Origin of the sequence: Tomitella biformata AHU 1821 (assembly GCF_000524475.1) — a bacterium.
Taxonomy (GTDB): Bacteria; Actinomycetota; Actinomycetes; order Mycobacteriales; family Mycobacteriaceae; genus Tomitella; species Tomitella biformata.
In genome coordinates this window covers 121,663-134,439 of record NZ_BAVQ01000083.1, presented here as the reverse complement: position 1 = coordinate 134,439, position 12,777 = coordinate 121,663, and the positions used below count along the sequence as shown (strand labels likewise).

Below are 12,777 nucleotides of genomic sequence, written 5' to 3'. Positions count from 1 at the left end.
CGCCGCCCGTCGCCATCGTCACGCTTTGTGGAGGTATTCGGTGGAGGTGGTGGCGGCCACAGAGCGGGCCATCTCCGCTAGTCCCGGGTGCTCGCGCAGCGACGGGTCCCGCGCGATGATCGCCGTCGCGAACTCCTTGGCGTCCGCGATCACCTGCTCGTCCTTGAGGAGCGACAGCAGCAATCCGCTGCGCCGCCCCGACTGCGCCGCGCCCACCACGTCGCCCTCATGCCGGTGCTCCAGGTCCAGATTGGCCAGGGCGAAGCCGTCGTTGGTGGCAGCCACGGCGGTCAGCCGCTCCCACGCCTTGCCGCCGGGGTTCCGGTTGGTGACGAAGATGCACAGCCCCTGATGGCCGCCGCGCCCGATGCGCCCGCGCAGCTGGTGTAGCTGGCTGATGCCGAACCGCTCGGCGTCCATGATCACCATGACCGTCGCGTTCGGCACGTCGACGCCCACCTCTACGACGGTGGTGCACACGAGTGCGTCGATCATCCCCGCACCGAATTCCTGCATCACCGTGTTCTTCTCGTTCGGCGGCTGCCGGCCGTGCAGCAGTCCCACGCGAATGGAGGACAGCCCACCGGCGATCAGCTTGTCGAACAGCTCCACCGCTGCGACCATCTCCTGCTCGTCCGGCCCCTTCTTGTCCGGGCTGTCGGGCTCTGGCAGGTCCAGCGCCATCACGGGCGGCGTCGGCGGCGGGTCCGACTTCTCATCGCCGATCCGCGGACACACCACATACGCCTGACGCCCGTCGCCGACCTCCTCGACGATCCGCTCCCACGCCCGGTCCACCCAGCCCGGCCGCTGCTGCGCCGGCACCACCGAGGTCTTGATCGGCGAGCGCCCCCGCGGCAGCTCCCGCAGCGTGGAGACCTCGAGGTCGCCGAACACGGTCATCGCGATCGTCCGTGGGATCGGGGTCGCCGTCATGACCAGCACGTGCGGTGAGACCCCGCCCTTCGCCTTGCTGCGCATCAGGTCTCGCTGGTCCACTCCGAAGCGGTGCTGCTCGTCGATCACCACCAGGCCCAGGTCCGCGAACTCCACCCCCCGCTGGAACAGTGCGTGCGTGCCGACGACGATCCCGGCCTCGCCGCTCGCGATCTCCGCGAGTGCCACCTTCTTCTGCGCCGCGGTGAGCGAGCCGGTCAGCAGCGTCACCCGGGTCGCCATCTCCGGCGCCCCCAGCTCGCCGGCCGTCGCCAGCTCGAAGAGCATCTCGCGGATCGAGCGGGCGTGCTGGGCCGCCAGCACCTCGGTCGGCGCGAGCACCGCGGTCTGGTGTCCAGAGTCGATTACCTGCAGCATCGCCAGGATCGCGACGATCGTCTTGCCGGAGCCCACCTCGCCCTGAAGCAGCCGATTCATCGGGTGGGGGCGGGCCAGCTCCTCCTCGAGGGTCGCGCCGACCGCCAGCTGCCCCGCGGTGAGCTCGAACGGCAACCGCTCCTCGAAGGCCGCGCGGATCCCACCGGCGACCCGCGGGCACGGCGGAGCCCCGGCTTTCGTGCCCTCCAGGCGGCGCTGTGCCAGGAGCAGTTGGAGCGCGGCCGCCTCGTCGAAGCGCAGCCGCTCCAGCGCGAGGGCGGCTTCTTCCTTGGTGCGCGGGAAGTGCATGGTGCGCAGCGCACGATCCAGCGAGATCAACTGGTGCTGCGCCCGCACCGGCTCCGGCAGCGGGTCCTCGATCTCGTCGAGCAGATCCAGCACCTGCCGCACACAGCGCATGATCGCCCAGGACTCAGTGTCCTTGGAGGCCCGGTACATCGGCAACATCGGCTGCGCCAGGTCGGAGACCGCGAGCCCGTCGTCAGTGACCAGCCCGCGGGCCATGTCCGCGATGGCGCCGCCGCCGCGAATCTTGTCGCCGGTGCGCAGCAGTTGCGCATCGCCGCCGGCCACCGCGTCGGGCATCATCAGATATCCGGGGTGGGTCAGCTGGAGGTGGCCGTGGAACTTGCCCAGGACCCCCGAGAACATGCCGCGCATGCCCTCCTTGATGTGGTAGCTGATTTTGTGCCCGTTGAAGAAGGTCACGTCGTACTCATTCCGGCCGTCGTTGAGCCGGAGTTTGAGCATCTTGAGCTTGGGGTTGCGGCGCATCGGCAGGAGCTTCGCGGACAGCACCCGGGCCACAATCGTCACGTGGATGCCGGGCTCCAGGTCCTCCGGCGACATCAGCTGGCCCATAGTCACGTACTGCCGCGGGTAGTGCCGCAGCACGTCGCCGACCGTGCGCAGCTCGAAGTCCTTCAGCAGCAACTCTGCGGCCGCGTTGCCGAGCAGATGGTCGAGCCGGTCTTCCAGCTTCGCCACGAGCCCACCTTTCTCGCCTGCCGCGCGAACGTGCTCCGCGCAGCTGTGGTCATCGCGGCATTCATACCGCAGCCCACCGACACCCCAGTTCGGCGCGACGCTATTCGACGCCTATCTGCAGCACATCGTCGTCCTGGCCGCCGCGATAGGTCATCACCTCGGCCGCCGGATGATGGCGGTTCGCATGCTCCTCGACGATCTCGAGGAGCTCGTCCGTCGCGCCGCGTCCCGCGACCACCGTGACCAGCTCCCCGCCTGTCGCCAGCATCAGGTCCACCAGGGTCTCGGCGGCCGTCTGCAGGCGCTTCTCCACTACCAGGATCTCGTTGCCGATCAGCCCCAGCGCGTCCCCCGGCTCGCAGGTGCCCGCCCAGGTCAACGCCCGCTCGGTCGCGATGCGCAGATGCGCGGAGCGGGTACCGGCGGCGGCCTCGGCCATCGTGTACGTGTCGTCGGTGGCGGGGCGCTGGGGATCGTGGACCGCGATCGACGCGAGTCCCTGCACCATCGACGCGCTGGGCAGCGGCAGCACCTGTTGGCCGTGTAGGCGGGCGGCCGCGCTGACCGCGACAAGATCCTCCTGGCGGACCAGCCCGTTCGGCAACAGGACGACCTCCCCCACACCGGTCGCCACGATCGCGTCCAGCAGCCCCGCGCCGGACACTTCGCCGTCGGTCTCGAAGACGTGCGCGCCCTCATCGCGGAACAGCTCCGCCGCCTCCGCGCCGTGGACCACCGCGAGCACCACCCGGCCGGGCCGCAACGCCAGGTTGTCCCGTTGCTGCGCGCCGAAGTGCGTGATCTGGACCTTTCGGATCGTCCCCGCGGCAAGCCCGAGTTCGACGGCCGCGCCGGCATCGCGCAGATGCACGTGCACCGACCAGCCGCCCGCGCCGTCGCCCACGATAACCACGGAGTTGCCCTGCTCCTCCAGGCTCACGCGCAGTGTCGCCACCGCGGACTCAGAGCTCGCGGAGAGTAGATACATGACCTCGTAGTCATCCGGGCCGGCCTCGCAGTCCGCCGACTCCGGTTCTGCCAGCCCAAGGTCCGCCCGCCCGAGCGGAACCTGCGCGATCGCCGCGCCAGAACGACCTAGTTGCGCCCGCCGGGACCGGGCGAAGGTCTCCCGCGGGACCGACTCCCCCGCCGCGGCCTCGACCAATGCGTCGAGAATCAGCAGCAGCCCCAGTCCGCCCGCGTCCACGACACCCGCGGCCTCTAAGACGTCAAGCTGCCGGGTGGTCTGTCGCAGCGCCTCATATGCGGCGTCGGCGGCGTCCCTGGCCGTGCGGATGAGGCCCTGTCCCGCGGATTCCTTTTCCGCCGCGGACTGCGCCGCACGGGCCGCGGCGGAGAGCACCGACAGGACAGTGCCCTCCATTGGGATGCTGATCGCGGCGCGGGCCAACTCGTCGGCCTTCGACAGTCCCCAGGCCAGGGCGTCGCCGCCGAACGCGTTGTCGTCCGGCCACTCCGCCAGGCCTCGCACCACCTGCGACAAGATGATGCCGGAGTTGCCCCGCGCCCCCGACATCGCGCCTCGCGCCGCCGCTGAGAACAAGGTGCCCAACTGATCAGGTGCGGGCTCCCGGCCGTCGGCATACTCTGTGGAGAGAGCCTGCTCCGCGGCCATCATCGTGTGCAGAATGTTCGATCCGGTGTCCGAGTCCGGCACCGGGAACACGTTCAAGTCGTTAATCTCGTCGCACTTGGCCATCAGGACCTTCAAGGAGGCCTCAAGCCAGCGTCGCAGCAGCTTAGGATCCAGCGCGTCGTTCACCACCGCGGCATGCCCCTTCCCCATAGATATCGGGGCCGCGCCCCAAGTCACAGCGTCAACAGTAGCGGCAGCCGATGACACAGGGTGTGTTGTGGCGCACCTCTGGTCAGCGCAACAGTCCCCAGTTTGGTAATCCCGGCCCGGGAGAGTTACTCTTGCTCGGTTGCCACGACACGAAGATGGCTTAGCTTGCATCTATGTGCGAGGTATCCGGTGTCACTAGCCTGCTAGGTTAGGCGACACAGGAAAACTGTATCCCCATCCCCCTATTCAAGGAGTTCGACGACTATGGCTGCCGTCTGTGACGTCTGTGCCAAGGGACCCGGCTTCGGTAAGTCCGTCTCGCACTCGCACCGGCGGACCAATCGCCGTTGGAACCCGAATATCCAGACTGTGCGTGCGCGTATCGGACTCGGAAACCGCCAGAAGATGAACGTGTGCACCTCCTGCCTCAAAGCAGGCAAGGTCTCGCGCGGTTAAGGTCTCTTAGACATCTGCAAGAAGATTGGACCCCGACGCTTCGGCGTCGGGGTCTTTTCTATGCAAAAATGACGCAATTCCGACCCGGGGGGATCACACGTGAATCCAGAATTCGGTCGCCAGCCAGGCGATAACCAGCCGACGGGCCAGCAGCCCTGGGGCCCCGGGCAGCAGGGCTGGTATCCGCCGCCCGCCGCCCCGCAGGCCTCTGGGCAGCCGCCGATGCAGGGGCAGCAGCCCGGCTACCAGCAGTGGCAGCCCCCGATGCCGCCCCCGGGGCACGCCCCGAAGGGCAGGCCGAAATGGCTCATCCCCGTGCTCGCATTGGCGGGAGCGCTGGTGATCGCGGGCGGCGTCGGCGGCGGGATCGCGCTGTTCGCCGGCTCCAGCCCCACGACCTCCGCCGCGGAGTCGCAGTTCGCGCAGGCGTCGAGCCCCGCTGACGCCCTGATCGCGGCCACGAATGTGACGCTGGACAGCACCCCCATGGTCTCCCGCATGACGGTGGCCGGCACCGAGATCAGCCGCACGCAGGTCGACTACGGCCGCGGCATCTCCTATAGCGAGCAGTCCGGCGGCGCCACCGCTGGCGCGACCTTCTACCTGGACAACGGCGAGATGATGATCAGGTTTGGCGAGGAACTGGGGTTGCCGGGCGTCGATGGCAACACCTGGTACCGGCTCGACACCGAGAATCCGCTATTCTCCCTGATTGGCCAGTCGATCGCGATTGCCACCGACAAGGACAGCCAGCGCGAGATGATGGACGTCTACTCCAGCGTCGAGGACAGGGGCAAGAGCACCTTCGAGGGGCAGAGCCTCACGCGGCTGGTCGCCACGGTCGATTCACAGAAGTTCATCGAATACTCCTTGAATCTGGCCAAGGAGTTCGGCGGCGACGAGTTGGGCCTGTCAGACGCGGACATGCGCAGGGAGCTTCGCTCTCAGGTGCCCACGACCATCGAATACTGGGTTGACGACCGCGGCCGCATCATCAAGCAGGTCACCGACGATCAGATCGTCGTGAACGGAAGATTCGGCGAGCCCCTCGATATTCCGAGAATCCCCGCCTCGCAGATCGAGGATTTCCCCTTCAACTGACGCCCCGACTATGCCGCCGTCCTCGGCGGGCCAGCCGTGCGGGCCAGCCGCAACACGGTTCTCATACCAGGGAGCTACCCGCGATCAGCCCACCAGAGCGATGCGGCCAAGCACCGGCACACGCCATGCTGAAGTCTGCAGCCGAATTGAATCGGCGCAGGTAGTCAGCTATGTATGAGGGGAATACGTTTATCATGAGCACCCATCCGCCGAAGCGATTTCGCGCGACAGCATCCGTCCTCGCACTGGCCGCACTCGTGGGCGGTGGCCTCAGCGCCTGCGCCGAGGCAGCCACCTCCGCGGCCGAGCAAGGGCCATCGCCGGAGTCCGTCCACCTGATCTCGAACAACGGCCACGAGCTCGCCTTCCAGGTGATCCCCGGCCAGTCCCCTGCCATCGTCCTCGACGCCGGCGGCGGGCTCGACTCGTCGGAATGGGACACCATTGCCCCCAAACTGGCGCAAAGCACGGGGTCCATGGTCATCACGTACGACCGGGCAGGCGAGGGCCGCAGCGACGAGGTCCCCGGCCCGTGGAAGGTCGAGGACGCGGTCGCCGATCTGCAAGCCGGCCTCACCGAGCTGGGGGTCACCCAGGACGTCGTGCTGGTGTCGCATTCCCTCGCGGGAGAGATCGCCACCGAGTTCGCCCGGACCGCCCCGGGCTGGATCGCCGGCGCGGTCCTGGTCGACGCCTCGCTCCCGGAGTTCTACACCGACGATCAGATCGACAAGATCGTCGCCGCCAACTCACAGCAGATCGCCGCGCTCCAGCAGCAGCCCCAGACGAGAGAGACCCGCCAGCTGATAGCGCAGGCTGTCGAATACGGCCCCAACCATCGCGCCTACCACCAGATGTCCTGGCCTGGAGACGTCCCGGCGACGGCAATCGTCTCGTCCCAGACACCGTTCGACACGGCGGAGGACGCCCAGCTGTGGAAGGATGCGCAGGCCCAGTTCGTCAGCGCCGCTCCGAATCGCCAACTCGTCGTCGCCGACCCCAGTTCCCACGATATTCCGCTGGATCGACCCGATGTGGTGATCACGGCAGTCGAAAACATTGTCGACCAGGTCCGATAGTTGCGATAGAAGGCGCCAGCTTAATCCCACAGGCCCGCTTGCGCGGGCTCCTCGGCCGGCAGCCGCCAATCGACCGGCTCTCCCCCACGGTCCAGCAGCAGCTCGTTGGTCCGGCTGAACGGGCGCGAGCCGAAGAAGCCGCGCGACGCGGACAGCGGAGACGGGTGCGCCGACGCGATGATGGCGATCTCCCCCAACATCGGGGTCAGAGCCTCTGCGTCGCGCCCCCACAGGATCGCCACGAGCGGGCGGTCCTGGGCCACCAACGCCCGGATCGCCTGCTCGGTCACCGCCTCCCAGCCCCGCCGCCGGTGCGAGCCCGCATCCCCAGGTCGCACGCTGAGAACCCGGTTGAGCAGCAGTACCCCGGCGTCCGACCACGGCGAGAGGTCGCCGTTCGCGGGCTGCGGATAGCCGAGGTCGTCCCGGTACTCGCGGAAAATGTTCGTCAGGCTGCGCGGGATCGGCCGCACGTCGGGCGCCACCGAGAAGCTCAGCCCCACCGCGTGCCCGGGCGTCGGATATGGGTCCTGCCCGACGATCAGCACGCGAACCTGGTCCAGTGGCCGCTCAAAGGCCCGCAGCACGTGCTCGGTAGCCGGCAGGTGCCCCCTCCCCGCGGCGTCCTCCGCGGCCAAGAACTCGGACATCTCGACGATCTGCTCCTCTACCGGGGCGAGCGCAGTACGCCAGCCCGGGTCGATCCGGGCCGTCAGGTCTTCGGGAATCAGGTTGGCAGCCATCTAGTCCAGCCGCCGCAGCGCGACGCGGTAGTGCGCGGCGTTCGCCTTATAGACCTCCACATTGACCGCGAGATGATCGAGCGGCACCTCATAGCCCTCGCGGACCTTCGCCGGCACCCCCAGCGCCATGCTGCGCTCGGGGATGACGGCGCCGAACGGCACCACCGCGCCCGCGCCGACGATGGACCCCGCCCCGATCGTCGAGCCGTTGAGCACAACCGAGCCCGACGCGACAAGCGTGCCGTCGCCGATAGCCGCCCCCTCGATGTGGGCGTTGTGCCCGACCACGCAATCCGCGCCGATGATCGTCGAGTCGACCGGGGTGCAGTGCAGCACGCTGCCGTCCTGGATGTTGGTGCGCTCGCCGATCTCGATATACCCGTAGTCACCGCGCAGCACGGCCTGCGGCCACACGGAGGCCCCCGCCTTGAGCGTCACATTCCCGATGACGACCGCATCGGGATGCACATAGGCATCGGGAGCGATGTTCGGTACGAGGTCGCCGAGCGCATAAATTGCCATACCGCAATCTATCCCAGCCAATATGACCCCTCGCGATGCCTCAGCGTGACTCTCAGTCGAACGACTGCCAGCCTCGGAGCCCCGCCCATTCCTGCCCGTCCACCAACACCGCGGGCTCACCGTCCACGACTACGCCGACCACCAGCCAGTCCGCCGGGACGGAGCCCGCGGGGAACGTCGCGGCGAGGGCATGATCCTCGCCGCCGCCGAGCATCCAGGTTTGCGGGTCGATGCCCAGCTCAGCGCCCAGGGCAACCAGCGCAGCCGGCGGGGCGAGGGCTGCCGAGTCCAGATTGACCTGCACACCGGAGGCACGGGCCACGTGCCCCAGGTCCGCGCAGAGCCCGTCGGAGATGTCGATCATCGCGGTGGCCCCGGACTCGGCGGCCTCGATGCCGGCCGCATAGGGCGGCCGGGGGCGGCAGTGCGCCTCGATGAGGTCGGCCGGCTCGGCACGGCCCGCGAGGAGCGCGGCGAGGCCGGCCGCCGAGAAGCCGATCCGCCCCGCGATCGCCACCACATCGCCTGGCCTGGCCCCGGATCGGACCACGGCCGCGCGCCCACCGAGATCGCCGAGCGCGGTCACCGCGATGGTGATCTGCGCGGACTGCACGAGATCGCCGCCGACGATGGGAACGCCCTGAGACCCCAAGGAACGAGCCTCTGCCCAGATCCCCGCATTGATCTGCTCGAGCACGCTGACGGGAGTATCAGACGGGCAACCGAGCGCCACAAGAAAGGCCGTCGGGCGCGCGCCCATCGCATAGATGTCGGCGGCGTTTTGCGCGATCGCCTTATGTCCCACCTGGTGCGGCGTCGACCAGTCCAGGCGGAAGTGGCGGCCTTCGATGAGCATGTCGGTGCAGGCCACCACGCGACCATCGGGCGCGTCGACCACGGCCGCGTCGTCTCCAGGGCCGAGCGGCACGCCCCCTCCCCGCTGGCCCGCCACACCACCGCCTGTCAGGCGTCCGATCAGCGCGAACTCGCCGATCTCGGACACTGTCGGTCCCGTCACCCATCGCCTCCAGAGCTAGTCGTCGGCGACGCCCCCGCCGGTGCTCCGGTAGCGTGGTCGCCGGTCGTGATCCTAATGTGACGGCCTCTGATCCAAACACGCACAGCCGTAAAACACGCATAGCCGTAACCACGCACAGAGGAAATCGACACCCCCTGATGACCAAGAACCCGAGCGAACCCGCAACCGAGCCCACCGAAACGTCAGCGCCCCCGCGTCGCAATCCCGCGCTGATGGCCGCCGCCATCGCGCTGCCGATCGCCCTGGTCGCGGGCGTGGTCGTGGCCGCCGCCCTGGCAAACCGCAATCCGGTCCTCGAGCCGGTCGCCGTGGGCGCGGCGGAGACCCCGGATGCGGGCGCCGCGGACTGCGTCGCCCTGATGAGCGCGCTGCCGGAGGAGATGGGCGACTACCAGAAGGTCGCCCTGCTGGACCCAGCGCCGGAGTCGGTCGCAGCCTGGCGCAGCACCACCGTCGCGGACGCGGAGCCGATCGTCCTGCGCTGCGGCTTCCAGCGTCCGCTCGAGTTCGTGCAGGGCACCAGCCTGCAAGAGGTCAACAACGTGCAGTGGTTCGAGATCGACGGCAGCGCGCAGGGCCTCGACGCCAGCACCTGGGTCGCCGTCGACCGCTCCGCCTACGTGGCGCTGACACTGCCGAGCGACACCGGCTCCGCGCCTATTCAGGGCGTCTCCGAGGCCATCAAGTCCGCGATGCCCGCTCAGGACATCGATCCCGCGCCCGCCCCCGTCCCGTAACCCCGGGGCTCAGCGCAGTCCGGTGCCTCGCGCCAGCGCGGTGTCCAGCAGGGTCGTGAGCAGGTCCTGATATTCGATGCCCGACTGCGCCCACATCTTCGGGTACATCGAGATGGCGGTGAAGCCGGGCATCGTGTTGATCTCGTTGATGACGGGGCCGTCCGCGGTGACGAAGAAGTCCACGCGGGACAGGCCCTGGCAGTCCAGCGACCGAAAAGCCCGCACGGCAAGCTCCTGGATCTGTGCGGTGACGTCGTCGTCCAGCTTGGCCGGCACGTCGAACTGGACGATGTCGTCGAGGTACTTCGTGTCGAAGTCGTAGAAGGCGCCGTCGTCGGCGGGCATCTCCGGCATCTTAATCTCGGCGATCACGCTGGCCCGTACGGTTCCGTCGGGCATCTCGAGGACCCCGCACTCGACCTCGCGGCCGATGATCGCGCCCTCAATGATCACCTTCGGGTCGTGCTCGCGCGCGTGCGCGATGGCCGCGTCGAGATCCGCCCACTTGGTGACCTGGGTGATGCCGATGGAGGAGCCGCCACGGGCCGGCTTGACGAACACCGGCAGGCCCAACTGCGCGCGGCCGGCCTCGTCGAGGGTCGGCTGGTCCGACCGCAGCACCAGTTGGTGGCCGACGGGTAGGCCGTCGGCCGCCATGAGCTTCTTGGTGAACTCCTTGTCCATCCCGGCGGCGCTGGCCAGCACGCCCGGCCCCACATAGGGCAGGCCGGCGAGCTCGAGGAGCCCCTGGATGGTGCCGTCCTCGCCGAACGGGCCGTGCAGCACGGGGAAGACGACGTCCACGTTGGCCAGGACGTCGCCAGCGGCGCCCGCGGCCAGGGAGACGAGAGCGCCGGCGCGCGTCGGGTCCGCGGTGAGGGTCAGCGGGGTGGCGGTCGCGTCGACGACGGGCATGACCCGGCCCTTCTTGGCCAACTCCTCGGCCTCCGCCGGACCCAGCACCCAAGCGCCGGCCTCGGTGATGCCCACCGCGATGGGGTCGAAGCGCTCCCGGTCAAGGTTGGCGAGGATGCTGCTCGCGGAGACACAGGACACCGAGTGCTCACTGCTACGCCCACCGAATACGACTGCGACTGAAGTCCGCCCGCTTTTTGACCGCCCATTGTTCACGACAAAGACCGTACCTGTCGAGGACTACTCCGGCTTGACCCGCCGCCCCAGTAGGTCCCGAAGCGCTTCCCCCGCGTTCTTGCCTTCGTGGCAGATCTCGTGCACGGCCTTGGTCAGTGGCATCTCCACCCCGTAGCTCTCCGCCAACTCCAGCACCGAGGAGCAGGACTTCACGCCCTCCGCGACCTGCCCGTTCGCCGCTTCCTGGGCCTGCGCGAGAGTATCGCCCTGACCCAGGCGCAGCCCGAACGAACGGTTGCGGGACAGAGGTGAGGTGCACGTGGCCACCAGGTCACCCACGCCCGCCAGCCCCGCGAGGGTCTTGGCGTTCGCGCCGAGCGCCTCGCCCAACCGCGTCATCTCTGCCAGCCCACGGGTAATGATGGCCGCGGAACTGTTCTCCCCCAAGCCGATTCCGGCCGCCATGCCGCAGCACAGCGCGATAACGTTCTTGCAGGCGCCGCCGATCTCGCAGCCGATGACGTCCGAGTTGGTGTACGGCCGGAAGTAGCCGGTGGAGCAGGCGCGCTGCAGGGCCACGGCCCGCACGGAGTCGGTGCACGCGACAACGGTGGCCGTGGGTTGCTGCTCGACGATCTCCCGGGCGAGGTTGGGCCCCGAGATCACCGCGATCCGGTCCGGCTTGGCGCCGGTGACCTCGGCGATGACCTGGGTCATGCGCATCAACGTGCCGGTCTCGATGCCCTTGGCCAGGCTGACCAGCGTCGCATCGGCGGGAATGTCCGCCGACCATTTCGCGAGGTTCTCCCGCAGGCTCTGAGAGGGCACTGCCAGGATCACGAAGTCCGCGCCGGCGAGCGCCTCGCGGTGGTCTGCGGTCGCGACGAGGTTGTCCGGCAGGAGCACGTCTTTCATATAGGACGGGTTCAGGTGCACGCTGTTGATCGACTCCGCGACCTCCGCGCGCCGCGCCCACATCACGACGTCCGTGCCCGCGTCGCTGAGCACCTTGGCGAACGCCGTTCCGAACGAGCCCGACCCCATCACCGCTGCCTTGACCATCTAGACCGCTCCTCCTCGCATTCGCCCCGCACTGTGGGGGAAACAGTACCCATTCCCCGAGCCGCGCGGGCCGCCATCCGCGGATCACCGCGCGGCCCGATTCACCGGCCTGGCAAGATTGAGCCTCATGAGCACCCGAGCTAGCGCGGACAGCGGCGTCCACGTGCTCATTCCCGTGAAGCACCTGGCACGCGCGAAGTCCCGGCTGGCCCCGCGGTTGGAGGCCGTCGAGCGCAAACTGCTGGCGCTGGCGATGCTGGAGGACACCCTCCGCGCGGCCACCGCAAGTCCCCTCGTCGGCAGCATCACAGTGGTCACGCCCGACGAGTCCGCTGCCCGGCGCGCCCACGCCTGTGGCGTCGCGGTCCTCGCCGAGGAGGCGCTGCCAGCCGTGGCGCCCGCGCTCGGCCCCCTCAATGCCGCGCTCGACGCCGCAGCCCGGCAGGTGCGCGCGAACTCCACCCCCTCGAGTCTCATGGTCCTGCAAGCAGATCTGCCCGCGCTGCGCCCAGAGGAGCTGACCGCGGCAATCGCGCAGGCCGCCGGCCGCCGGGCCCTCGTCGCCGACTACTCCGGGATCGGCACTACCACCCTCATCGTCCCCGGACCGCGCGCCGAGCTGACCCCCCGATTCGGCCCGTGGTCTGCCCGCGAGCACGAACGCGGCGGCGCCGTCCCCCTGGTTGGCGACTGGCCCGGCCTGCGCAGCGATGTGGACACCCCGGGGGATCTGCGGCGCGTGCACCGACTCGGGGTGGGGCCCGCGACCACCGCACTTTTGGCGGCGTTGGACGACAGCGATTGGAACACTGCGTGA

General features: G+C 68.9%; 12 protein-coding genes. 5 read left to right on the top strand and 7 right to left on the bottom strand.

Features of this window, described 5'->3' with window-relative positions; translation table 11 throughout:
- Positions 1–18: 18 nt before the first annotated feature.
- Positions 19–2,322 (bottom strand): ATP-dependent DNA helicase RecG, encoded by a 2,304-nt coding sequence (gene recG, locus TBIF_RS20830; RefSeq protein ID WP_024796674.1) that lies wholly within the window; start codon positions 2,320–2,322, stop codon positions 19–21.
- A gap of 100 nt (positions 2,323–2,422) precedes the next feature.
- Positions 2,423–4,156: a DAK2 domain-containing protein gene (locus TBIF_RS20825; protein WP_235174910.1), complete on the bottom strand. Its 1,734-nt coding sequence runs from the start codon at positions 4,154–4,156 to the stop codon at positions 2,423–2,425.
- 237 nt (positions 4,157–4,393) lie between these two features.
- Between TBIF_RS20825 and rpmB the strand changes: the two genes are divergently transcribed.
- From rpmB to TBIF_RS20815, 3 genes are all read left to right on the top strand, one after another.
- Entirely contained in the window at positions 4,394–4,585 is a 192-nt protein-coding gene (gene rpmB, locus TBIF_RS25110) for a 50S ribosomal protein L28 (protein ID WP_084611823.1), read from the top strand.
- 99 nt (positions 4,586–4,684) lie between these two features.
- Positions 4,685–5,686, top strand: a complete 1,002-nt coding sequence (locus TBIF_RS20820) for a hypothetical protein (protein WP_024796672.1) — start codon at positions 4,685–4,687, stop codon at positions 5,684–5,686.
- A 194-nt stretch (positions 5,687–5,880) separates the two neighbouring features.
- Positions 5,881–6,765 (top strand): alpha/beta fold hydrolase, encoded by an 885-nt coding sequence (locus TBIF_RS20815; protein WP_024796671.1) that lies wholly within the window; start codon positions 5,881–5,883, stop codon positions 6,763–6,765.
- Positions 6,766–6,785: 20 nt separating this feature from the next.
- Here TBIF_RS20815 and TBIF_RS20810 read toward each other — a convergent pair whose 3' ends face one another.
- From TBIF_RS20810 to TBIF_RS24135, 3 genes are read right to left on the bottom strand one after another with little or no spacing between them, the layout of a single operon-like run.
- Positions 6,786–7,508: a uracil-DNA glycosylase gene (locus tag TBIF_RS20810; RefSeq protein ID WP_024796670.1), complete on the bottom strand. Its 723-nt coding sequence runs from the start codon at positions 7,506–7,508 to the stop codon at positions 6,786–6,788.
- Entirely contained in the window at positions 7,509–8,030 is a 522-nt protein-coding gene (locus TBIF_RS20805) for a gamma carbonic anhydrase family protein (RefSeq protein WP_024796669.1), read from the bottom strand.
- 52 nt (positions 8,031–8,082) lie between these two features.
- Positions 8,083–9,048, bottom strand: a complete 966-nt coding sequence (locus TBIF_RS24135; RefSeq protein WP_038172188.1) for a thiamine-phosphate kinase — start codon at positions 9,046–9,048, stop codon at positions 8,083–8,085.
- Between the two features lie 158 nt (positions 9,049–9,206).
- Here TBIF_RS24135 and TBIF_RS20795 point away from each other — a divergent pair, with 158 nt between their 5' ends.
- A complete protein-coding gene (locus TBIF_RS20795; protein WP_024796668.1) occupies positions 9,207–9,806 on the top strand; it encodes a DUF3515 domain-containing protein in 600 nt (199 codons plus the stop codon).
- 9 nt (positions 9,807–9,815) lie between these two features.
- Here the strand turns inward: TBIF_RS20795 and TBIF_RS20790 are convergent, their stop codons facing one another.
- Both TBIF_RS20790 and TBIF_RS20785 read right to left on the bottom strand, forming a co-directional pair.
- Entirely contained in the window at positions 9,816–10,937 is a 1,122-nt protein-coding gene (locus TBIF_RS20790) for a D-alanine--D-alanine ligase family protein (RefSeq protein WP_038172185.1), read from the bottom strand.
- 24 nt (positions 10,938–10,961) lie between these two features.
- Positions 10,962–11,960: an NAD(P)H-dependent glycerol-3-phosphate dehydrogenase gene (locus TBIF_RS20785; RefSeq protein WP_024796666.1), complete on the bottom strand. Its 999-nt coding sequence runs from the start codon at positions 11,958–11,960 to the stop codon at positions 10,962–10,964.
- 127 nt (positions 11,961–12,087) lie between these two features.
- On the opposite strand from TBIF_RS20785, the gene cofC reads away from it, so the two are divergent.
- On the top strand, positions 12,088–12,777 hold the full coding sequence (gene cofC, locus TBIF_RS20780) for a 2-phospho-L-lactate guanylyltransferase (protein WP_024796665.1): 690 nt from the start codon (positions 12,088–12,090) through the stop codon (positions 12,775–12,777).

What these genes read in the sequence shown, in the direction of transcription:
- TBIF_RS20815 (WP_024796671.1), top strand. Translation starts at nt 5,881, where the DNA reads ATGAGCACCCATCCGCCGAAGCGATTTCGCGCGACAGCATCCGTCCTC.
- TBIF_RS20805 (WP_024796669.1), bottom strand. Translation starts at nt 8,030, where the DNA reads ATGGCAATTTATGCGCTCGGCGACCTCGTACCGAACATCGCTCCCGAT.
- TBIF_RS20785 (WP_024796666.1), bottom strand. Translation starts at nt 11,960, where the DNA reads ATGGTCAAGGCAGCGGTGATGGGGTCGGGCTCGTTCGGAACGGCGTTC.
- cofC (WP_024796665.1), top strand. Translation starts at nt 12,088, where the DNA reads ATGAGCACCCGAGCTAGCGCGGACAGCGGCGTCCACGTGCTCATTCCC.
- rpmB (WP_084611823.1), top strand. Translation starts at nt 4,394, where the DNA reads ATGGCTGCCGTCTGTGACGTCTGTGCCAAGGGACCCGGCTTCGGTAAG.
- TBIF_RS20795 (WP_024796668.1), top strand. Translation starts at nt 9,207, where the DNA reads ATGACCAAGAACCCGAGCGAACCCGCAACCGAGCCCACCGAAACGTCA.
- TBIF_RS20810 (WP_024796670.1), bottom strand. Translation starts at nt 7,508, where the DNA reads ATGGCTGCCAACCTGATTCCCGAAGACCTGACGGCCCGGATCGACCCG.